The organism is Streptomyces iakyrus (assembly GCF_000717055.1).
GTDB classification, from domain to species: Bacteria; Actinomycetota; Actinomycetes; order Streptomycetales; family Streptomycetaceae; genus Streptomyces; species Streptomyces iakyrus.
Genome location: NZ_JNXI01000023.1, coordinates 1 through 21,269 on the forward strand (window position 1 = coordinate 1; position 21,269 = coordinate 21,269).

General features: G+C 71.1%; 19 protein-coding genes. 7 read left to right on the forward strand and 12 right to left on the reverse strand.

What is annotated here, in order from left to right:
* A partial coding sequence (locus OO68_RS31740) for an integrase core domain-containing protein (protein WP_033312651.1) occupies nt 1-99 on the forward strand: 99 nt, incomplete at its 5' end.
* Here the strand turns inward: OO68_RS31740 and OO68_RS31745 are convergent.
* From OO68_RS31745 to OO68_RS31760, 4 genes are all read right to left on the reverse strand, one after another.
* Nucleotides 96-785, reverse strand: coding sequence for a hypothetical protein (locus OO68_RS31745; RefSeq protein WP_033312652.1), 690 nt, complete (start codon nt 783-785; stop codon nt 96-98). The two genes, OO68_RS31740 and OO68_RS31745, sit on opposite strands and share 4 nt — an antisense overlap.
* 56 nt (nt 786-841) lie before the next feature.
* On the reverse strand, nt 842-1,663 hold the full coding sequence (locus OO68_RS31750) for an ABC transporter permease (protein ID WP_033312653.1): 822 nt from the start codon (nt 1,661-1,663) through the stop codon (nt 842-844).
* A gap of 103 nt (nt 1,664-1,766) precedes the next feature.
* Nucleotides 1,767-2,741: an ABC transporter ATP-binding protein gene (locus OO68_RS31755; RefSeq protein ID WP_033312654.1), complete on the reverse strand. Its 975-nt coding sequence runs from the start codon at nt 2,739-2,741 to the stop codon at nt 1,767-1,769.
* Nucleotides 2,742-2,877: 136 nt separating this feature from the next.
* Complete coding sequence (locus OO68_RS31760) at nt 2,878-4,089, reverse strand: NYN domain-containing protein (protein ID WP_033312655.1); 1,212 nt, start codon at nt 4,087-4,089, stop codon at nt 2,878-2,880.
* A 221-nt stretch (nt 4,090-4,310) separates the two neighbouring features.
* Between OO68_RS31760 and OO68_RS46990 the strand changes: the two genes are divergently transcribed.
* On the forward strand, nt 4,311-4,478 hold the full coding sequence (locus OO68_RS46990; protein WP_167345932.1) for a hypothetical protein: 168 nt from the start codon (nt 4,311-4,313) through the stop codon (nt 4,476-4,478).
* Between the two features lie 90 nt (nt 4,479-4,568).
* Here OO68_RS46990 and dnaE read toward each other — a convergent pair whose 3' ends face one another.
* A complete protein-coding gene (dnaE, locus tag OO68_RS31765) occupies nt 4,569-8,108 on the reverse strand; it encodes a DNA polymerase III subunit alpha (protein ID WP_033312656.1) in 3,540 nt (1,179 codons plus the stop codon).
* Between the two features lie 218 nt (nt 8,109-8,326).
* On the opposite strand from dnaE, the gene OO68_RS31770 reads away from it, so the two are divergent.
* The 4 genes from OO68_RS31770 (at nt 8,327) to OO68_RS31785 (ending at nt 13,130) form a co-directional block, all read left to right on the forward strand.
* Nucleotides 8,327-9,667: a DUF2252 domain-containing protein gene (locus OO68_RS31770; protein WP_033312657.1), complete on the forward strand. Its 1,341-nt coding sequence runs from the start codon at nt 8,327-8,329 to the stop codon at nt 9,665-9,667.
* 69 nt (nt 9,668-9,736) lie between these two features.
* Nucleotides 9,737-10,432 carry a hypothetical protein gene (locus OO68_RS31775; protein WP_033312658.1) on the forward strand — a complete coding sequence of 232 codons (696 nt, stop codon included), beginning with the start codon at nt 9,737-9,739 and terminating at the stop codon, nt 10,430-10,432.
* A 116-nt stretch (nt 10,433-10,548) separates the two neighbouring features.
* Nucleotides 10,549-11,367 (forward strand): thioredoxin domain-containing protein, encoded by an 819-nt coding sequence (locus OO68_RS31780; protein WP_033312659.1) that lies wholly within the window; start codon nt 10,549-10,551, stop codon nt 11,365-11,367.
* A gap of 92 nt (nt 11,368-11,459) precedes the next feature.
* The gene (locus OO68_RS31785; RefSeq protein ID WP_033312660.1) at nt 11,460-13,130 is read left to right on the forward strand and encodes an alkaline phosphatase D family protein; all 1,671 of its coding nucleotides are present in this window, start codon (nt 11,460-11,462) and stop codon (nt 13,128-13,130) included.
* Between the two features lie 6 nt (nt 13,131-13,136).
* On the opposite strand, the gene OO68_RS31790 is transcribed toward OO68_RS31785, so the two are convergent.
* A complete protein-coding gene (locus tag OO68_RS31790) occupies nt 13,137-13,751 on the reverse strand; it encodes a dienelactone hydrolase family protein (protein ID WP_280922554.1) in 615 nt (204 codons plus the stop codon).
* Between the two features lie 62 nt (nt 13,752-13,813).
* Here OO68_RS31790 and OO68_RS31795 point away from each other — a divergent pair, with 62 nt between their 5' ends.
* Entirely contained in the window at nt 13,814-14,953 is a 1,140-nt protein-coding gene (locus OO68_RS31795) for a mechanosensitive ion channel family protein (protein ID WP_033312661.1), read from the forward strand.
* 64 nt (nt 14,954-15,017) lie between these two features.
* On the opposite strand, the gene OO68_RS31800 is transcribed toward OO68_RS31795, so the two are convergent.
* The 6 genes from OO68_RS31800 to OO68_RS31825 form a co-directional block, all read right to left on the reverse strand.
* Nucleotides 15,018-15,758 carry an SDR family NAD(P)-dependent oxidoreductase gene (locus tag OO68_RS31800; protein WP_033312662.1) on the reverse strand — a complete coding sequence of 247 codons (741 nt, stop codon included), beginning with the start codon at nt 15,756-15,758 and terminating at the stop codon, nt 15,018-15,020.
* Between the two features lie 61 nt (nt 15,759-15,819).
* On the reverse strand, nt 15,820-17,406 hold the full coding sequence (locus OO68_RS31805) for a Na+/H+ antiporter (protein ID WP_033312663.1): 1,587 nt from the start codon (nt 17,404-17,406) through the stop codon (nt 15,820-15,822).
* A gap of 96 nt (nt 17,407-17,502) precedes the next feature.
* On the reverse strand, nt 17,503-17,970 hold the full coding sequence (locus OO68_RS31810) for a GNAT family N-acetyltransferase (RefSeq protein ID WP_033312664.1): 468 nt from the start codon (nt 17,968-17,970) through the stop codon (nt 17,503-17,505).
* Nucleotides 17,967-18,911 carry an RluA family pseudouridine synthase gene (locus OO68_RS31815; RefSeq protein ID WP_033312665.1) on the reverse strand — a complete coding sequence of 315 codons (945 nt, stop codon included), beginning with the start codon at nt 18,909-18,911 and terminating at the stop codon, nt 17,967-17,969. Before OO68_RS31815 ends, OO68_RS31810 begins: the two co-directional genes overlap by 4 nt.
* Nucleotides 18,912-18,954: 43 nt before the next feature.
* The gene (gene lspA / locus OO68_RS31820; protein ID WP_033312666.1) at nt 18,955-19,560 is read right to left on the reverse strand and encodes a signal peptidase II; all 606 of its coding nucleotides are present in this window, start codon (nt 19,558-19,560) and stop codon (nt 18,955-18,957) included.
* 89 nt (nt 19,561-19,649) lie between these two features.
* Nucleotides 19,650-20,861, reverse strand: a complete 1,212-nt coding sequence (locus OO68_RS31825; RefSeq protein ID WP_033312667.1) for a TraR/DksA family transcriptional regulator — start codon at nt 20,859-20,861, stop codon at nt 19,650-19,652.
* Between the last annotated feature and the right edge of the window lie 408 nt (nt 20,862-21,269).

Below are 21,269 nucleotides of genomic sequence, written 5' to 3' on the forward strand. Positions count from 1 at the left end.
GACTGGCTGGACTGGTACAACTACCACCGACCCCACACCGGAATCGGCGGCCAAACGCCAGCCAGCCGCGTCACCAACCTGCCCGAACAGCACACCTAGCCGCGGGGGGACTCCCGGTACGGCCCCGGCGCGAACTCCGGCTCCGGATCCCGGGGGCCGAACAGGGCCATGAGCCCGAGGTGCAGCACCAGAGCGGCGAGCGGCCAGGCCAGCAACGCCCCCTTCGCGCCCAGTTTCAGGGGCGCGTCGAACGTCACGCCCCGCCCGACGGCCTGAGCGTGCGCGATCACGTCCTCGGCGGGCCCGAGCCACACCCCCACCCGCCAGGCGAGCAGCGAGCCGAGCAGCCCTCCGAGGGCCAGCCCCACCACCAGCGGCACGCCTCCGCGCCGGCGCAGCAGGAAGACGACCAGCGCGCTGACGGCGCCGAAGCCCAGCCCGAGGAGCGTGAACGTGCCGTCGACCCCGATGGCCTGCTCCCCCTCGGTGTCCTTGAGGTAGACGACCCAGCTCTTCTCCACCACGTCGCCGACGAGCGGCACGTGCGGCGCGAGCCACCACCACAGCACTCCGAGCAGCACCCCGCCGAGCGCCACCGCCACCGCGATCACCGCGGACTCCCGCAGTTCCGTCCTCATCCCGGGGCCGTCCTGTCCGTACCAGCCGTGCCCGGCGTACTCGGCGTGCTGCGACCCGGGAGCCTGAGGCCCGGCGGCCGGCGGCTGCCACGGACCCTGTGCGGAGTGTTCGTGCGGCGGCGGTGGCGGAGTCAGCGGTGCGGTCACCCTGCCATCGTGCCAGGCCCGCTTGTGTGCCGCGGCACCGGACGACCCCTCCTCGCTCACCGGACGGCCGCCCGGCGGTAGGCCCAGGTTGCCACGGCCAGCGAGACGACGCCCACGACCCCGCACACGGCGAGGTCACCGAGCACGAAGGCCCAGTCGGGATGCGGTCCGAAGGTCCGCGCGAAGGCCTCCACGCCGTACGTCGACGGCAGCAGGTCCCGCGTGAAGCGCACGACCTCCGGCATCCGGTCCGCCGGCAGCACGCCCAGCAGCAGCGCCGCCGACATGCCCAGCTGCCCGAGCAGCGTGGCCAGTTCCGGCCGGGGCGCGAGCAGTCCCAGTGCCGCCCCGAGCCCGGCCAGCGCGGCGCCCGCGAGCGGGATCACCGCCATGAGGATCCACAGATGGGCCATCGGCAGCCCGAACAGCACACAGCCGAACACCGCGGTCACGACGGTCCCGGGCACCGTGAACGAGGCGTACGCGCCCGCCGCGCCCAGCACCACGGCCGCCGGCGGCACCGGCAGCGTCGCGTAGTGGTCGAGGCCCCCGCTGGCCCGCAGCTGCCCGAAGTACTGCGCGAGCAGGTTCAGCGCGACGAAGGCGACCACCAGGACCGACGACCCGGCGACGACGGCCTGCGCCTCCGCCCCGTCGTCCACGACCCCGCGCATCAGGATCATGATCCCGACCGACTGGAAGGTCGCCACGAACAGCAGCGGGATCCGCGCCACCCGCGCCCGGGACAGCTGGGCCCGGTACACGGCCGCCAGCGAAGGCCACAGCCGCGCCCGAGGTCCGAGCTCGGCCGCGCACGCGGCGGGCTCCTCCACGGCCAGGGCACTGCCCGGCAGGACATCGGCGGGTACGACACTCACGTCGCGCTGCTTCCCTTCGCTCGGGTCCACTGGGGCAGTCGCCTGTTCGGTACGGATACGGCGGCCGGTCTGCTCACGGCCCGCGCGCCCGGTGTCCTCGCGCTCACACCTTCACCAGCCCCTGCTGCACGGCCCCGCCGAGGGCGAGGTACACGTCCTCCAGGCTCGGCGTGGCCAGGGTGAAGTCGTCCAGGGCGGCGAAGGCGGCCCCGCCGGTGACCGTCGCGACGACCGTCCGGGCCTCCTCGGGCCCGAGCCGCAGCGTCCAGCGGCGGCCCGACTCCACGACGCGGTCCTTCAGGGCGGCCACCTCAGGCACGTGCAGCGGAGCCGCCTCCCGCCACACCAGGTCGACGCGCACCTCACCGGCGACCTGCTCCTTCAGCCCGCCGGGGGTGTCGCAGGCGATCACCCGCCCCCGGTCGAGGACGGCCACCCGGTCCAGCACCGTCTCGGCCTCGATGACGTTGTGGGTGACGAGCAGCACGGTCGTCCCGCGCTCGGCCCGGCGCCGGTCGACGGCGGACCACACGGCCCGCCGCGCCACCGGGTCCATGCCGGTGGTCGGCTCGTCGAGCACGAGAAGCGGCCGCTCCCCCACCAGGGCCGCGGCGAAGCAGGCCAGGCGCCGCTGGCCCCCGGAGAGCTTCTTCAGCGGCCGCCCGGCCAGCGGGGCGAGCCCCAGCTCGTCGAGGACGGCGTCCCGCTCGGCCCGCGCCTGCCGTACGTCCAGGCCGCGCAGCCGCCCGGTGGTCTCGGCGGCGAGCGACACGGTCAGCTCGTCGAGGGCGGTCGACTCCTGCCCGAGGTAGGCGAGGATCCGCGAGGCCCGCTCGGGGTGGCGCACGATGTCGTGGCCGAGGATCTCCACACCGCCGTGGTCGGGCCGCATCAGCCCGGTGAGCTGGCGCACGAGGGTGGACTTGCCGGCGCCGTTCGGCCCGAGCAGGCCGAAGATCTCACCGCGGCGGATGTCGAGCGTCACGTCGTCCGTGGCCCGGACCTCGGGTGTTCCCGGGGCCCCGCGCCGGCCCCGGACCGCCGGATAGGTCTTGGTCAGCCCGCGCACCGCGCACACGACGACGTCACCATCGTGCCGAAATGCCTGTGCCGCACGCTTACTCACAAGGGACGAGACTACGGGGTCGGCGACCCCGGTCCGCTCCCGGGTCGGTTCATTCCGGGAAATCCTCCGGCAAAGGACTCAGGGTCCCTCAGTCGTCGAGGGGTGGGTGCTCCACACCCGTGCGCACGCTGATCTCCCGCCAGAAGCCGGCCCGGATGGCGTAGCGGTCCCGCTCGTCGATCTGGTCGTCCTTGTGGGCGAGCAGGCCGAACCGGGCGGCGTAGCGCAGCAGCTCCCCGTCGACACGATGCGGGATGCGCGGGTACATCCCGGACAGTTTCTGCAGGTGGTTCTGGTCGCCGAGGCGCTCCACCCAGCGCCGCGCGAAGACCTGCCCCACCTCGAAGGGGTCACCGCCGACGGTGGTGATGTCCTCCTCGCGGTCGGCCCACCGCTGCTCCGCCGTGGTCAGCTGGGCGAGCGTCGGCATCGAGGCGGCCTCGGGGGGCTCGGCCGTGGGCCGGTCGACCCAGCCTTTGTCGGAGGACCACCGGAGGGTTGCGGAGGCGGGGTGCTGGGCGGGCTGGGTGCCGGGGGCCCGCAGGGCGGCCAGGTCCTTGGGCGTGGGGACCCCTTTGGCGGCGGGCATCCGCTCCTCGGTGCCGTTCTGCCCGGGGCCGGCCACCGGGTGGCGGGGCTGCGGGGCGGGCCGGTCGGTCGCGGCGCCGAGCGCGGACTCGGGCAGCGGCGCGGAGAGGATCGCGGCGATCTCGGGGCGGGGCGCGGGCTGCGGCGCGCACGCCCCGGTGTAGTCCTTGGCGCGGACGGCCTTGGTGATCCACGTGCGGTCCAGGACGCGCCGCTCGTCGGCCTCGGCGACCAGGTCCTCGGACTGGTTGTAGTCGCCGTCGGCGGCCTGGACGGCCCACAGATGGACGGCGACGCCGTGCTCCTTGGCGGCCATCATGCCGGGCAGCAGATCGCCGTCGCCGGTGACGAGGACGATGTCGGAGCAGGCGCGGTTGCGGGCCAGTTCGGTCAGCTCGGCGTGCATCGCGGCGTCCACGCCCTTCTGCGCCCAGCGGCCGTCGCTGCGGGTCAGGGCGCCGAGCCGGACGGTGACCCGGGGCATCACGCGCAGCCTGCGGTGCTCGGGCTGCGGGACGCGGTCGGGGGCGCCGTCGAACCAGTAGATGCGCAGCAGCGGCTGCTGCGTGTCGGACTCGGCGCGTTCACGCAGCCCCTGGATGAGGGCGGTGTGGTCGACGGTGATCCGGGACCGCGAGGGCTCTCCGGCGAGGAGACTCGCCGCGGCTCCCAGCAGATACCCAGCGTCCACCAGGACGATGCAGCGGTCCACGCGACTCACCCTCTTCCCAGGAGGTTTGCTTCGGGCTTGCTTCGAGTCTGCCCGACGGCGCGGAGGTTAACGGCCGGAACTCGATCTTCGGCGTGGCGTTTCGGGACGCGCAGCTCCGACCACCCCTGTCACACACGGTAATTGTCCGACATGCGATCGTTGTCGGCCTGTGTGAATCTGGTCCCGGCCCTGGCCCCTAGTCCCCCACAGGAGGCATCACCATGGCCAAGAACAAGAACCGTGACCGTAAGCAGCAGCGTCCGACCGAGCGTGGCCAGCGGGCCGACCGCAGCCCCGCCTCGCAGACGGAGCCCCAGACCGAGGTCGAGGCGACTCCGGGCGAGATGGCGCCGTCCGGCAAGCGAAAGCGCAGCTTCGGCCACAACTGACGTCTGCGTGACGGGTGTTGAGCCCACGCATACGCACGAGGGGCGTACCCGGTTGCGGGTACGCCCCTCAAGCGCGTCGAGATCCGTGCGTCACCCGGCCAGGCAGGACGGCCCGAGCAGCACCTTCAGGTCTCCGAAGAGCGCCGGGTCCGGCTTCACCCGGTGCCGGTCCAGCCGCAGCACGGTCGTCTTGGTGGGTCCCTGGAGCTTGATCCGGACCTCGCTGTCGCCCTTGTGGTGGCTGAGGACCTCGCCGAGGCGGCTGACCAGCGGCGGGGTGACCCGGGTGGCCGGGATGGTGAGGACCACGGGGGCGTTGGTGCCCGCGTTCGACAGGTCCGGGACCATCAGCTCCATCGCGACGAGCCGCGGGATGTCCTCGCGCTTGTCGAGGCGGCCCTTGACGAACACCACGGCGTCCTCGACGAGTTGGGTCGAGACGAGCTGGTAGGTCGCGGGGAAGAACATGCACTCGATCGAGCCGGCGAGGTCCTCGACGGTGGCGATGGCCCAGGCGTTGCCCTGCTTGGTCATCTTCCGCTGCAGACCCGAGATGATGCCGCCGATGGTGACGACCGCGCCGTCGGAGTGCTCACCTCCGGTCAGCTGGGAGATGCCCGCGTCGGCCTTGTCGGACAGGATGTGCTCCAGGCCGAACAGCGGGTGGTCGGAGACGTACAGACCGAGCATCTCCCGCTCCTGGGCGAGGAGATAGGTCTTGTCCCACTCGTCGGGCGAGAACTCCACGTCGAGCCCGAAGCCCGGCTCGCTGGTCTCGGCCTCGCCCATGCCGCCGAAGAGGTCGAACTGCCCCTCGGCCTCCTTGCGCTTGACCGCGACCACGTTGTCGATCATCGGCTCGTAGTGCGCCGTGAGGCCCTTGCGGGTGTGGCCCATCGCGTCGAAGGCGCCGGCCTTGATCAGCGACTCGGTGGTGCGCTTGTTGCAGACCACCGCCTCCACCTTGTCGAGGTAGTCCGGGAAGGAGACGTACTTCCCCTTGGCCTTGCGGCACCTGATGATCGACTCGACCACGTTCGTACCGACGTTGCGGACGGCGGAGAGGCCGAAGAGGATCACGTCGTCGCCCTGGGCCGCGAAGTTGGACATCGACTCGTTGACGTCCGGCGGGAGCACCTTGATGCCCATGCGGCGGCACTCGTTGAGGTAGACGGCCGACTTGTCCTTGTCGTCCTTCACGGACGTGAGCAGCGCGGCCATGTACTCGGCGGGGTGGTTCGCCTTGAGGTACGCCGTCCAGTACGAGACGAGTCCGTACGCGGCGGAGTGCGCCTTGTTGAACGCGTATCCGGCGAAGGGGACCAGCACGTCCCACAGGGCCTGGATGGCCTCGTCGCTGAAGCCCTTCTTGCGGGCGCCCTCCTGGAAGAGGACGAAGTTCTTCGCCAGTTCCTCGGGCTTCTTCTTGCCCATCACGCGGCGGAGGATGTCGGCCTCGCCGAGCGAGTAGCCGGCGATGATCTGGGCGGCCTTCTGCACCTGCTCCTGGTAGACGATCAGGCCGTAGGTGACGTCCAGGACCTCCTTGAGCGGCTCCTCCAGCTCGGGGTGGATGGGCGTGATCTCCTGCTGCCCGTTCTTGCGCAGCGCGTAGTTCGTGTGGGAGTTCATGCCCATCGGGCCCGGGCGATACAGGGCCGACACGGCGGAGATGTCTTCGAAGTTGTCCGGCTTCATCAGCCGGAGTAGGGAGCGCATGGGGCCGCCGTCGAACTGGAAGACGCCGAGGGTGTCGCCGCGCTGGAGCAGTTCGAAGGTCGTGGGGTCGTCGAGCGGGAGGCTCAGGAGGTCGATGTCGACCCCCTTGTTGGACTTCACCATCTTGACGGCGTCGTCCATGATCGTCAGGTTGCGCAGGCCGAGGAAGTCCATCTTCAGCAGGCCGAGCGACTCGCAGCTCGGGTAGTCCCACTGGGTGATGGTGACCTTGTCCGTGTGCCTGACCCAGACGGGCACGTGGTCGGTGATGGTCTCACTGGACATGATCACGCCGGCGGCGTGCACGCCCATCTGCCGGACCAGGCCCTCGACGCCCTTGGCGGTGTCGATGACCTTCTTCACGTCCGGCTCGTTCTCGTACATCGCCCGGATCTCGCCCGCCTCCGAGTAGCGGGGGTGCTCGGGGTTGGTGATGCCGTCGAGGTTGATGCCCTTGCCCAGGACGTCGGCGGGCATGGCCTTCGTGAGGCGGTCGCCCATCGCGTACGGGTAGCCCAGCACGCGTGCGGAGTCCTTGATCGCGTTCTTGGCCTTGATGGTGCCGTACGTGCCGATCATGGCGACCTTGTCGGCCCCGTACTTCTCCGTCACGTACCGGATCACCTCGACGCGCCGGCGCTCGTCGAAGTCGATGTCGACATCGGGCATGGAGATGCGCTCGGGGTTGAGGAACCGCTCGAAGATCAGGCCGTGCGGGATGGGGTCGAGGTCGGTGATGCCCAGGGCGTAGGCGACGATCGAGCCGGCCGCTGAGCCGCGGCCGGGGCCGACCGCGATGCCCTGCTTCTTGGCCCACATGATGAAGTCGGCGACCACGAGGAAGTAGCCCGGGAAGCCCATCGAGATGATGGTGTCCATCTCGTACTCGACCTGCTTCATGCGGTCGTCCGGGATGCCGTCCGGGAAGCGGCGGTGCATGCCGCGCAGGGTCTCCTCGCGGAACCAGCTGACCTCCGTGTACCCCTCCGGGATGTCGAACTTGGGCATGAGGTCGCGCTTCTGGAACATGCCCGTGGTGTCGACCATCTCGGCGATCAGGCGGGTGTTGGCGCAGCCCTGCTGCCAGGCGTCCGAGGAGTCGATGGCGTACATCTCGTCCGTGGACTTCAGGTAGTAGCCGGTGCCGTCGAACCGGAAGCGGTCGGGGTCGGAGAGGTTCTTGCCGGTCTGGATGCACAGCAGGGCGTCGTGGGCGCTCGCCTCGTGTGAGTACGTGTAGTGCGAGTCGTTGGTGACCAGCGGGGGGATGCCGAGCTTCTTGGCGATCTCCAGGAGGCCGTCGCGGACCCGGTGCTCGATCTCGATGCCGTGGTCCATCAGCTCCAGGAAGTAGCGGTCCTTGCCGAAGATGTCCTGGTAGTCGGCGGCGGCCTTCAGGGCCTCGTCGAAGTGGCCGAGGCGCAGCCGGGTCTGGACCTCGCCGGAGGGGCAGCCGGTGGAGGCGACGATCCCCTCGGACCACTGGGCGATGGTCTCCTTGTCCATCCGGGGCCACTTCTGCAGCCAGCCCTCGGCGTACGCGTCGGAGGAGAGCCGGAAGAGGTTGTGCAGGCCGGTCGAGTTCACCGCCCACATCGTCTTGTGGGTGTAACCACCGGAACCGGAGACGTCGTCCCGCTTCTGGTGCGGCTGGCCCCACTGGATCTTGCGCTTGTTGCGCCGGGACTCGGGCGCGACGTACGCCTCGATCCCGATGATCGGGGTGACTCCGGCCTTCTGCGCGGAATGGAAGAAGTCGTACGCGCCGTGCAGGTTGCCGTGGTCGGACATGGCGATGTGCGTCATGCCCATCTCGTTGCACGCGTTGAACATGTCCTTCAGCCGCGCGGCACCGTCCAGCAGCGAGTACTGGGTGTGGACGTGCAGGTGCGTGAACGGCGGCTTTGACACGGCTGCGGCCTCCAGAGGAAACATATGACAAATGGGGCCCGGCAGGCTGCGGACAGTCTGGGGGACAGCGTCGAAGTCTATGCCTCGGCACTGACACCCGGAGGGCTGACCCGCGTACCTCCGTGCGAGGGTTCGCGGGCACTCCCGCGAGCCGCCGCACGTTAGGCTTCAGGGCGGACCTGCCGCCCTGACACGCATGCACCAGGAGGCACCCAGCGATGTCGTTCCCGCAGCTCGACGGCGAGCACCGCGGTGAGGAGATCCTCGCCGTCTTCGACACCGCCTTCGGCGAGCTCCTGGCCGCCGACCCGGCCGCGTTCCGCGTCAAGTTCCGCAAGATGGCGGCCTCGGCCTTCGCCTTCTACCGGGGCACGGCCGGCCTGTTCTACCACGACCTCACCGAGTCTGATCAGTTCGGGGCGAAGCGGGGCGGCCCGTACCTGGACGAGCGCACCTCGCGCGTGTGGATCCACGGCGACCTGCACGCGGAGAACTTCGGCACGTACATGGACGCCAACGGCCGCCTGATCTTCAACGTCAACGACTTCGACGAGGCCTACGTCGGCCCCTTCACCTGGGACCTCAAGCGCCTCGCCGCCTCCATCGCGCTGATCGGCTACGCGAAGGCGCTCAGCGACGAGCAGATCTCCGAGCTGGTGACGATCTACGCGGTCGCCTACCGCGAGCGGATCCACGCCCTGGCGACGGGCGCCAAGAGCGACGAGGTGCCGCCGTTCACACTGGACACCGCGCAGGGCCCGCTGCTGGACGCGCTGCGTGACGCCCGCTCGCTGACCCGCTTCGGCCTGCTGGACTCGATGACGGAGATCCGGGACTTCGAGCGCCGCTTCGCCTCCGGAGGCGGCTCGGTCGAGCTGGACGCGGCCACGCGCTACAAGGTCCTCGCCGCCTTCGACGGCTATCTGGAGACGCTCCCGGACAGCTCGCTGGCCCGCCCGGACTCCTACCGCGTGAAGGACGTGGTCGGCCGGCGCGGCATCGGCATCGGCTCGGCGGGGCTGCCGTCGTACAACATCCTGCTGGAGGGGCACAGCGACGCCCTGGAGAACGATGTCGTGATCTACATCAAGCAGGCCCAGACCCCGGCCGTCTCCCGGCACATCACGGACCGGGAGATCCGCGGCTACTTCCAGCACGAGGGGCACCGCACGGTCATCTCCCAGCGCGCCCTCCAGGCGCACGCCGACCCGTGGCTGGGCTGGACGGAGCTGGACGGCGCGGGCCAGCTGGTGGCCGAGGTCTCGCCGTACGCGGTGGACCTCGACTGGGGCGACATCGACGACCCGGAGGAGATCGCCCAGGTGGTGGCCGACCTCGGCCGGGCGACGGCCACGATGCACTCGGCGGCGGACGACCAGTCCGGCGAGTCCCTGGTGCCGTTCTCCACGGAGCGGGCCATCGACGCGGCGATCGCGGCCGATGAGGAGGGCTTCTCCCCCCTGCTGGTCGACTTCGCGCACACCTACGGCGCACGCGCGCGGGCCGACCACCAGACCTTCGTGGACCTGTTCCGCAACGGACGGATTCCGGGGCTGTGACGGTCAGGCCTCTCACAGGCATCCTTTAGGGGTCCCTTACCGGCCCCCATGACAGACTCTCCTTTCGCTATGGACATATCCGGGATCCGCCTCAGAGCCGTACGCGCGGCGCTGTTCACGGCCGTCGTCGTGACGCTCAGCACCGCGTCGCACGTGCTGCTGTCCCGGGCCCCGCTACCGGTGGGCACGGTGGCCGCGGTCGCCGCCGCCGTGTTCGTGATCGCGTTCGCCCTGGCGGGCCGGGAGCGCTCCTTCGGGCGGATCGCGGCCCTGCTGATCCCGCTGGAACTGGCCGCCGACACGGTGTTCACCACCGGCCAGCACGCCTGTTACGGCCGGGCGGGCGGCCCGGTCGCCGGGCCCCTGCGCTCGGTCGGCCTGGATGTGCTCTGCGGCGGCGGAGAGGTCGGCACGCCCCTGGCCCGGATGGCCGGGGCCACCGGCACCGAGCGCCTGGCGGCCGCGGTCGCCCATGCCGAACCGGCCACCGCCTGGCTGCTGCTCGGCGCGCACGTCGGCGTCGGGCTCCTCGCCGCCGTCTGGCTGCGCCGCGGCGAGCGGGCCCTGGCCCAGCTGCTGCGGGCGGTGACGGCGACGACGTTCCGGCCGCTGCTGCTGGCGGTCGCCGCGGTCGCGGTGGAGCGGGCCCCGGCCGGGCGGCGCCTGCCGGCGCGTGCCGCGGACCGCACCCCCACCGCCCGCGACCGGATCCTCGCGTACTCCCTGGGGCGGCGTGGACCGCCGTGCTCACCCGCCTTCGCGTAAGGCACTCACCGTCGCCGGAGGCTCCTGCGCCTTCCTCGCGGCCCTTTCGAGCACCGGCAGTCCCCCTACGTATCCCGCACACACAGGTGTGCGCGTCCCCCACGGAGAACATCACCATGAGCAAGCGGAACAGCCAGGCGGCGAAGACGGCGGCACGCGAGCGGCTGCGCGTCGAGCGTGAGCGCGAGGCCAAGCGGGCGAAGACGAAGCGGCAGGTCATCGTCGCCTGCTCGATCGTCGGCGTCCTGGCGATAGCCGGCGGCATCGGCTACGCCGTCGTCCAGGCCAACAAGCCCACCCACTGGGAGGCGGTCAAGGACGAGAAGGTCGTCACGCCGGCCAACACCACCGGCACCGACGGCACCACGGTCGTCATCGGCAAGGACTCGGCGAAGAAGACGCTGAAGATCTACGAGGACCCGCGCTGTCCCGTGTGCGCCCAGTTCGAGCAGACCGTCGGTCCGACCGTGAAGAAGGACATCGACGACGGCAAGTACAAGATGCAGTTCGTCGGCGCCACCTTCATCGACAACAAGGACAACGGCGAGGGCTCCAAGAACGCGCTGAGCGCCCTGGGCGCCGCGCTGAACGTGAGCGACACGGCGTTCCTCGACTACAAGGCCGCGCTGTACTCGGCGAAGTACCACCCCGAGGAGACGACCGACAAGTTCAAGGACGACAGCTACCTCATCAAGGTCGCGAACACCGTCCCCGAACTGAAGGACAACAAGAAGTTCCAGGACGCGGTCGAGAAGGGCACCTACGACGCCTGGGCGATGGCCATGTCGAAGACCTTCGACGACAACAAGGAGGGCGTGAAGGGCACTCCGGGCTTCGCCATGGACGGCAAGCAGCTCACCGCCGACAGCCAGGGCACACCGCTGATGACGGTGGCCGACTTCAACCGGGTCGTGGGCGAGGCCCTCAAGAAGTGACGGCTGGTCAAATACCGGTCGGCAGGTGAAGGGCGGGCGAACTTCCGGAGTTCGCCCGCTCCGGCCCATACCGACCAGTAACCTGATCGGTCGTGACCAGTCGATACAGATCATCGAATACGTCGGAGGGCATCAACTCCCTCACCCCTCGCCGCCGTACGGTCGTCAAGGCCGCGGCGGCGACCGCTGTCCTGGCCGGCCCGCTGGCGGCGACCCTGCCCGCGCGCGCCGTCGACCAGGCTCCCGCCTTCCTGCACGGCGTCGCCTCCGGGGACCCGCTGCCGGACGGCGTCCTGCTGTGGACCCGCGTCACACCGGTGCCGGAGGCGATACCCGGCTCCGGAGCCGGCCCGGACACCGAGGTGAGCTGGACCGTCGCCGAGGACAAGGCGTTCACCACCGTCGTCGCCAAGGGCTCGACCACCGCCACGGCCGCCTCCGACCACACCGTGAAGGCCGACATCCGCGGCCTCAAGCCGGGCACCGACTACTGGTTCCGCTTCTCCGCCGGCGGCACCGACTCCCCCACCGCACGCACCCGCACCGCCCCCGCGCACGACGCGGCCGTCACGGGCCTGCGCTTCGGCGTCGTCTCCTGCGCCAACTGGGAGGCCGGCTACTTCTCCCCCTACCGGCACCTCGCGGCCCGCGGCGACCTGGACGCCTGGCTGCACCTGGGCGACTACATCTACGAGTACGGCACCGGCGAGTACGGCACCCGCGGCAAGGTCGTCCGCCCGCACGCCCCGGCCCACGAGATCGTCACGCTCGCCGACTACCGCACCCGGCACGCCCGCTACAAGACCGACCCGGACCTCCAGGCGCTGCACGCCACGGCCCCGGTCGTCGCGATCTGGGACGACCACGAGTTCGCCAACGACGCCTTCGAGGGCGGCGCGGAGAACCACACGGAGGGCGCCGAGGGCACCTGGTCCGCCCGTCAGGCCGCCGCCAAGCAGGCCTACTTCGAGTGGATGCCGGTGCGCCCGGCGATCGCGGGCACCACCTACCGCCGGCTGCGCTTCGGCAAGCTCGCCGACCTCTCGCTGCTGGACCTGCGGTCCTTCCGCTCGCAGCAGGTCAAGGTCGGCAACGGCGAGGTCGACGACCCGGACCGCACGCTCACCGGCCGCGCCCAGCTGGACTGGCTCAAGACGGGACTGGCGTCCTCCGACACCACCTGGCGGCTGGTCGGCAACTCGGTGATGATCTCGCCGTTCGCCATCGGCTCGCTCTCCGCCGACCTGCTGAAGCCGCTGGCCAAGCTACTGGGCCTGCCCCAGGAGGGCCTCGCCCTCAACACCGACCAGTGGGACGGCTACACCGACGACCGCCGCGAGATCCTGGCGCACCTGCGGACGAACGCGATCCGCAACACCGTCTTCCTCACCGGCGACATCCACATGGCCTGGGCCAACGACGTGCCGGTGGACGCCGGGACGTATCCGCTGTCCCCGTCGGCCGCCACAGAATTCGTCGTCACGTCGGTCACCTCCGACAACCTCGACGACATCGTCAAGGTCCCGGAGGGCACTGTCTCCGCGGTCGCCGCGCCGGTCATCCGCGCCGCCAACCGCCATGTCCACTGGGTCGACACCGACCGGCACGGCTTCGGCGTCCTGGACATCACGGCCGAGCGTGCGCAGATGGACTTCTACGTCGTCTCCGACCGCGCGAAGCGCGACGCGACGGCCAAGTGGTCCCGCTCGTACCGCACCCGCAGCGGCACGCAGAAGGTCGAGCGCACCTACGACCCGGTGTAACCGCCGCTACAGGGTTTCGAGGAAACCGAGCGCCACCCGCCAGGTGGCCTCGGCGGCCTCCTCGTCGTAGTCCGGCAGGTCGGGGTCGGTGTAGAGGTGGCCGGCCCCGGCGTACCGGTACACCTCGACGTCGGCGCCGGTGCGGCGCATCTGGAGGTACCAGGCGCTGAGCCAGTCGTCCGTCTCGAAGGGGTCCGGCTCGGCCACGTGCAGCTGGACCGGCAGGTCCTCGGCCGTGACGTCCGGCGCGATGTCCGACGTGCCGTGCAGGAGCAGCAGGCCACGCGCCTTGTCGTCGCCGAGGGCGAGGGTCTGAGCGATGGAGGCGCCGAGCGAGAACCCGGCGTACACCAGCCCGCGCTCGGAGTAGGGAGCGGCGGCCAGCACCGCCCGCTTCAGCAGGGCCTCCTTGCCGATCTTCTCCTGCTGCTCCATGCCCTCCTCGACCGTGTCGAAGGTATGCCCCTCGAAGAGGTCGGGCGTCCACACCTCGTGTCCGGCCGCGCGCAGTCTGTCAGCGGCCTGGAGCACCGCGGGCCGCAGACCCTGGGTCGAGTGGAACAGCATGATGTTCATGAGGCCATGGTGCCAGCCGGGTGTGACAAGCCGGGATCCCGGCACTACCCACGACGCAGCGGAAGTCACATGTTCATGCACCCCGGTGGCCGGTTAGGTTCGGTGGCATGGAGAACCTGCTACGACCGCTGATCGTGGTCGGTGGCTCGGTCGTGCTCACGCTGGTGATCGGCTGGGCCACCGACTTCCTGCTGCGCAAGGCCGACGAACGGCACCACGAGACCCCGCTGTGGGGTCTGCTCCGCCGTGGCCGCATCCCCTACATGCTCGTCCTCTTCGCGGCCCTGCTGAGAGGGTCGTACGACGAGGCGGACCTGCTGGAGAGCCGCGCCGACGGAGTCGGCCGGGCGCTGACCCTGATACTGATCGGGTCGGCCGCCTGGCTGGTCATCCGTATCGCGGCGGCGATCGTCGAGACGTCGTACAGCCGGTACGCCAGTGCCCGGGCCCATCGTGACCCTGCCAGGGTCCGCCGGGTGCGCACCCAGGTGACGCTGATCATGCGGGTGGTGTCCGCGATCGTCGGTGTGGTGGCCGCGGCGACGATGCTGCTGACCTTCCCGGCGTTCAAGGCGGCGGGCGCCTCGCTGCTGGCCTCGGCCGGCATCCTCGGCATCGTCGCCGGTGTCGCCGCGCAGTCCACGCTGAGCAACATGTTCGCGGGCTTCCAGATCGCCTTCGGCGACATGGTGCGCATCGGGGACACGGTGGTGGTGGACGGCGAGTGGGGCACGGTCGAGGAGATCACCCTGACCTTCCTGACCGTCCACACCTGGGACGAGCGGCGCATCACCATGCCGGTGTCGTACTTCACGTCCAAGCCGTTCGAGAACTGGTCGCGCGGCAGCCCCCAGATGACGGGCATCGTCTTCTGGCACGTCGACCACTCCGCCCCCGTGGAGGCGATGCGCGACAAGCTCCGCGACATCCTGCGCGAGTGCCCGGCCTGGGACGGCCGCGCCTACAACCTGTCGGTCACGGACACCACCCCGAGCACCATGCAGGTGCGGGCCCTGGTGACGGCCAAGGACGCGGACGACATCTGGACGGTGCGGGTCACGGTCCGCGAGCAGATGATGGGCTGGCTGGCCGACGAGCACCCGTACGCCCTGCCCCGGGTCAACACGGCCGACGCGGTCCTGCCGCCGTCCTCCAACGGCAACGGCCACCGCTCGTCCCCGGACGGCGTCCCGGCCCAGCAGCGCCGCTACCACGGCAACCACAACTCGGGGCGGCCGGAGCGCTGACCCCGCACACGGAAGGCAGGAGGGGCTCCCCGCGGCGCGGGGAGCCCCTCCTGCCTTCCGCCGGTCAGTGGCCGCGCTCGGCGCCCCCGTTGACCTGGATGATCTGCGAGGTGATGTGCCCGGCGCCCGGGGAGGCCAGCCAGTGCAGGGTCTCGGCGACGTCCCCCGGGGTGCCGGCCCGGCCGTTCGAGGTCTCACCGATGAGGCGCGCCCGCCGCTCCTCCGCCATCGCGTCCCCGAAGAACTCGGTGTCCTCGACGTACCCGGGCGCCACCACGTTCACGGTGATGCCGCGCGGTCCCAGCTCCCGGGCCAGGTCGTGGGCGTAAGGGTGCAGCCCCGCCTTGGCCGCCGCGTACGCCCCGCTCCCGGATCCCCGGTAGGCGGCGATGGACCCGAGGAACAGCACCCGACCGCCGGGCTCGGCGAGCCGCGGCTTCAGCGCCTCGGTGAGCAGGACGGCCGTCAGGGTGTTGAGCCGGAAGTTCACGCTCCAGGTGTGCGCGACGGCCGCGAGCGGATCGTCCCCCGGGGCGTCCGGTTCGAGCAGCCCGTTGCCCCCGGCGCTGTGCACGAGCACGTCCACGGCCCCCAACTCCCGTTCCACGAAGGCGGCGACACCGCGCACGTCCTCCGGGTCGGCGAGATCGGCCGCGTATGTCAGCGCGCCGGGCACCTCGGCCTTCTCCAGCACGTCGGCGCGCCGCCCGAGCAGCAGCACCCGATCACCGTCCGCGGCGAACACCCGGGCCGCCGCGAGCCCAATTCCCGTTCCTCCACCACTGATTACTACATTCCGTACCATACCAACGACCCTACGACGCCCCGGCCGCCCGAGGTCAAACCGGCGGCCGCTGCCGCCGCCCTCACCGCAGGCTGCGCACGTCCAGGTGCCGCAGAACCCGGTCGACCACCTCGGGATCCGCCCCGGGCTCGCTGCGCGCCGCCAGTACCTCGTGCCGCGCCGCGCTCAGCATCTCCTGCTGGATCCGCCGCACCCGCTTCACCCGCCGGGCCCCCTCCCGGTACGCCTCCCGCCGCTCGTCCTCGGCCAGCTCGGGGCTGATCCGCACCCCGATGTCGTAGGCCCGCCGCAGCATCTGCTCGGACAGGTCCTCCGGCAGGTCCTCGGTCCCCTCGATCTCCCGCAGCCGCTGCTTCGCCGCCTTGGCCGCCCGGATCGCCAGTTCCTTCGCGAACTCCTTCTCCCGGTCCGTGTCGGCCTTCACCCCGAGCAGGCGCACCAGCCACGGCAGGGTCAGCCCTTGCAGCACCAGCGTCGCCATGATCACCCCGAACGCGATGAAGATGATCTCGTCCCGGCTGGGGAACGGCGCGCCGGCATCGGTCTCCAGCGGAATGGCCAGCACCAGCGCGACCGAGGCCACCCCGCGCATCCCCGACCACCACATCACCACGGTCTCGCGCCAGCTCACCGGAATGTCCTCGTCGTAGTCCCGCCGCGCGTGCAGCCGTTTGGTCAGCCAGGTCGCCGGCAGCAGCCACAGCAGCCGGGCGAACACGACGACGACCACCACCACCGCCGCCCAGCCCAGCAGCTCGCCCCACCGCCCGGAGGCCGTGCGGATCGCGTTGTGCAGCTCGAGACCGACCAGCCCGAACGCGACGCCGGTGACGAGCGTGTCGACGATGTTCCAGAACGTGTGCCCGGCCAGCCGCGTCATGACGTCGTCGGCGTCGGAGCCGTACTCCGCGAGGAACAGTGCGGTGGTGAGCACGGCGAGCACGCCGGACCCGTGCAGCTCCTCGGCCATGACGTACGAGGCGTACGGCACCAGCAGGGTCAGCCCGACCTGCAGGGTGGCGTCGCCGAGCACCTCCATCAGCTTGTTCGCGCCCCAGCCCAGCGCGAGGCCCACGGCCACCGCCACCACGGCCGACAGCACCAGATCGAGCCCGGCCTTCCAGGGCGAGAACGTCCCGCTGACGGCGGCCGCGATCGCCACGTGGTAGAGGACGATGGCCGTCACGTCGTTGAACAGGCCCTCGCCCTCCAGGATCGACACCAGCCGGCGCGGCAGTCCCAGCTGCCCGGCCACGGCGGTCGCCGCGACCGGGTCCGGCGGCGCCACCAGCGCGCCCAGCGCGAAGGCCGCGGCGAGCGGCAGCCCCGGCACGATCGCGTCGGCGACGGCGGCCACGCAGGCCATCGTGACGAACACCAGCGCCACGGCCAGCAGGAAGATCGGCCTCCTGTTCGCCGCGAACTGCCGCCAGGACGTGCGCCGCACGGCGGCGTACAGCAGGGGCGGCAGCAGCAGCGGCAGGATCAGGTCCGGCGCGATCTCGACGTTCGGCACGAACGGCAGCAGCGCGAGGACTATCCCGAGGAGCGTCATCAGCACCGGGGCGGGCACCTTGAACCGGTCCCCCATGGGGACACTGATCACGGCCCCGAGCAGCAGCACGAACAGCAGGGCCAACTGATCCACGGTCAGCGCTCCACAACGGTCAAATGTTCACACGACTGACCTCAAGCCTGCCACGCAACTTCCGGGACAAACCGTTTCGGCACCCGGCATGAAGGGCTAAAGCGAACGCCGCATCCCCTGGTGCGGAATGCCCGCCTCCACGTACTCGGGCCCGTACGGCTCATAACCGAGCCGCGCGTAGAAGCCGAGCGCGTGCGTCTGCGCGTGCAGGTCCACGGCCGCGAGCCCTCGCGCTCGGGCGGCGTCCTCGATGGCCCGCACCAGGGCGGCACCGACGCCGTGCCCGCGAGCGGATCCCGTCACGGCGAGCCGGCCGAGGGAGCCCACGGACGGGCCGGCGCCGGTCTGCGCCACGGCCGCCTCGCCGTGCAGCAGCCGCCCCGTCCCGAGCGGGACGCCGTCCTGACGGACCGCCAGGACGTGGACCGCGCCGGCGTCGTAGGCGTCGTACTCCAGGTCCTCCGGTACGCCCTGCTCGCCGACGAAGACCTCCTTGCGCACCGCGAAGCACGCCTCACGGTCGGCAGGGTCCTCGGCGACCCGCACCACGTACGGGGTGCTCACGCGTAGGTCTCCTCGCGGACCTGCTCCAAGGCCTTCTGGAGGTCCTCCGGGTAGTCGCAGGAGAACTCGGCCCACTGCCCGTCCCCGGGGTGCTCGAAGCCGAGCCGCACCGCGTGCAGCCACTGACGGGTCAGGCCGAGGCGCTTGGCGAGCGTCGGGTCGGCGCCATAGGTGAGGTCGCCGACGCAGGGGTGCCGGTGGGCGGCCATGTGGACGCGGATCTGGTGCGTGCGGCCGGTCTCCAGCTTCACGTCGAGCAGCGAGGCCGCGCGAAAGGCCTCGATGAGGTCGTAGTGCGTGACGGACGGCTTGCCCTCGGCGGTCACGGCCCACTTGTAGTCGTGCTGGGGGTGCCGGCCGATGGGCGCGTCGATGGTGCCGCTGGTCGGGTCGGGGTGGCCCTGGACGAGCGTGTGGTACCGCTTGTCGACCGTGCGCTCCTTGAACTGGCGCTTGAGCGAGGTGTACGCCCGCTCCGACTTGGCCACGACCATCAGCCCCGAGGTGCCCACGTCGAGCCGGTGGACGATGCCCTGGCGCTCGGCGGCGCCGGAGGTGGAGATCCGGTACCCGGCAGCGGCCAGGCCTCCGATGACAGTCGGCCCGGTCCAGCCCGGCGAGGGGTGCGCGGCGACGCCGACGGGCTTGACGATCACGACCACGTCATCGTCGTCGTGCACGATCTCCATGCCCTCGACCGGCTCGGCGACGACCTGCACCGGCGCGGGCGCCTGCGGCATCTCGACCTCCAGCCAGGCGCCGCCGTGCACGCGCTCCGACTTGCCGACCACCGACCCGTCGACCGTGACCTTCCCCGCGGCGGCGAGCTCGGCCGCCTTGGTACGGGAGAAGCCGAACATGCGGGAGATGGCGGCGTCGACGCGCTCGCCCTCCAGGCCGTCGGGCACGGGCAGGGTACGGATCTCGGGAAGCGTGCTCACCCGTCGAGTATGCCGGACGGCTGCGACAGCGCCGTACGCGCGCTCAGTCCTTGTGGACGGTCCCGTCCGGGTCGAGGCCCTTGAACGACAGCAGCACGATCAGGATGCCGCCGCACACGATCGCCGAGTCGGCCAGGTTGAAGACTGCGAAGTGCTTGGGCGCGATGAAGTCCACGACCGCGCCCTCGAAGACGCCCGGCGCCCGGAAGATCCGGTCGGTGAGGTTGCCCAGCGCACCGCCGAGCAGCAGGCCGAGCGCGATCGCCCAGGGCAGGCTGTAGAGCTTGCGGGCGAGGCGGGCGATCACCACGATCACCGCCGCCGCGATCATCGTGAAGATCACGGTGAAGGCCTCGCCGAAGCCGAAGGCCGCGCCCGCGTTGCGGATCGCCTCGAACTTCAGCCAGTCCCCGATGATCTCGATGGGCGGGTGGTGCTCCAGCTTGGCCACCACGATCAACTTGCTGATCAGGTCGAGGGCGTACGCGAGCGAGGCGACGGCGAACAGCACCGCGATCCGACGCCTGCCCCGGGGCCGCCCGGCGCCGGACTCGTCGGGCGGGGTGCCCTCGGAGTCGGGCCGTTCATCGCCGCCCCCGGCCGCGTCCGGTGTGTCCGGCGTACCGATGATGCGCTCCGCCTCTGCCACGTGAGTCCCTCAACCTAGGTGCCTGACTGAGGACGAGGGTACGGCACACCCCGTACGCCGCACGTGCTCAGGAGGCATTCGGCGGCCGGTCAGTACCGGCGCTCCTGCTTCTGCTTGCACTCCACGCAGAGGGTGGCCCGGGGGAAGGCCTGCATGCGGGCCTTGCCGATGGCGTTGCCGCAGTTCTCGCACAGGCCGTAGGTGCCGGCGTGCAGGCGTTCCAGGGCACGCTCGGTCTGGAGGAGCATCTCCCGCGCGTTGGCGGCAAGGGCCAGCTCGTGCTCACGGGTGATGTTCTTGGTGCCGGTGTCCGCCTGGTCGTCGCCCGCGCCGTCCCCGGAGTCCCGCATCAGACCGGCCAGCGACCGCTCCGACGACGTGATCTCCTCGCGCAGCCGGGTCTCCTCGGACGTCAGTTCGGACCGCGCCTCCTCGACCTCCTCCGCCGTCCAGGGGTCCTCGCCCGGGCGTACCGCGAGCTCACCGGGCTCCGCCGCGGCGACCCGCGCCTTGGGGACGGCCGTCTTCGCCGCCGTGGCCGTGCCAGGAGTCTTCTTCGCAACCACCGTCGTCGCTCCCGTCTGCTGCGCGGCCTGTGCCGCACCCGCCTTCTTGGCCGTCCTGCTCGCGGCCGTGTCCTGTGTGACCGCGCCGGTCCGGGCAGCGCCCTTCCCGGCCGCGCCCCTGGTGGTGCTCTTGCCTCCGGCGGCCTTCCGGGCCGGGGTCTTCCCGGCGGCGGCCTTCCCGACGCCCGCCGCCTTGCCTCCCGCCCTGCCCGCCGCCTTCCCGGCGGCGGCCTTCTCGGCCGGGGTGGTCTCCCCGGCGCTGACCTTCCGGGCCGGGGCGGCCTTCCTGACGGCGGCCTTCCCGGCCGGGGCGGTCTTGTCAGCCGAGGCGGTCTTCTCAGCCGAGGCGGTCTTCCTGGCGGCCGCCTTCTTCCCCGCCGCCTTCTTCCCCGCCGCCTTCTTCCCCGCCGCCTTCTTCCCCGCCGCCCTCTCGGCCGGTGCCTTCGCCGCTGACGCCCTGGCCGATGCCGCCTTGGTCGCGCTCTGCTCGGTCCTGGCCACCTCAGCCCCGGGCTGCCCGGTCCCTGGCGGCTCAGGCCCTGACGACCTGGCCCCGGACGATCTGGCCCCGGATGATGTGCCCCCGGCCGTCTTCCCGCGGCCCTCCTTCGCCGCCCGCCCCACCGAGCCCCCCTGCGTGGACTTCTTACCGCCCACGTCCTTGGCCGCGCCGCCGGAGGCCTCCGCGGACCTGCCGGACGCCGGCTGCTGTACGGCGGTCTTCTTCGCCACCATGGCCGCGGCCCCTTCACATATTGTGATCTTGCTCGCGAATCGTGCTGGGACGATAAATCGACTCGAGTCCCGCGGCAACGGGGCACACCGCCTGATTCGCCCGCCTCGCGCACGCCGCGGCGAACCTGCATCCGTTGTGCCCAGCTCCCCGCCCGGTAATCCGCCGAGCCGGACGTCCCAGGATCCGAACACCTATACCACTCCATTAGGGTCATCAAACCCATTTCGCACCCCGCCCCGTACGTGCACGGCCGGCGGCCCGGAAATCCGGTCGGCCGCCGTCCGCGCGGCGCCGTACACTGGGCGGAGCGAAAAGCGTGGATGGGGACGAGTAGCGGCGTACGCAGCCCAGAGCGACCCGGGGACGGTGTGAGCCCGGGGGCGAGCGCGACGTGAAGATCACCCCGG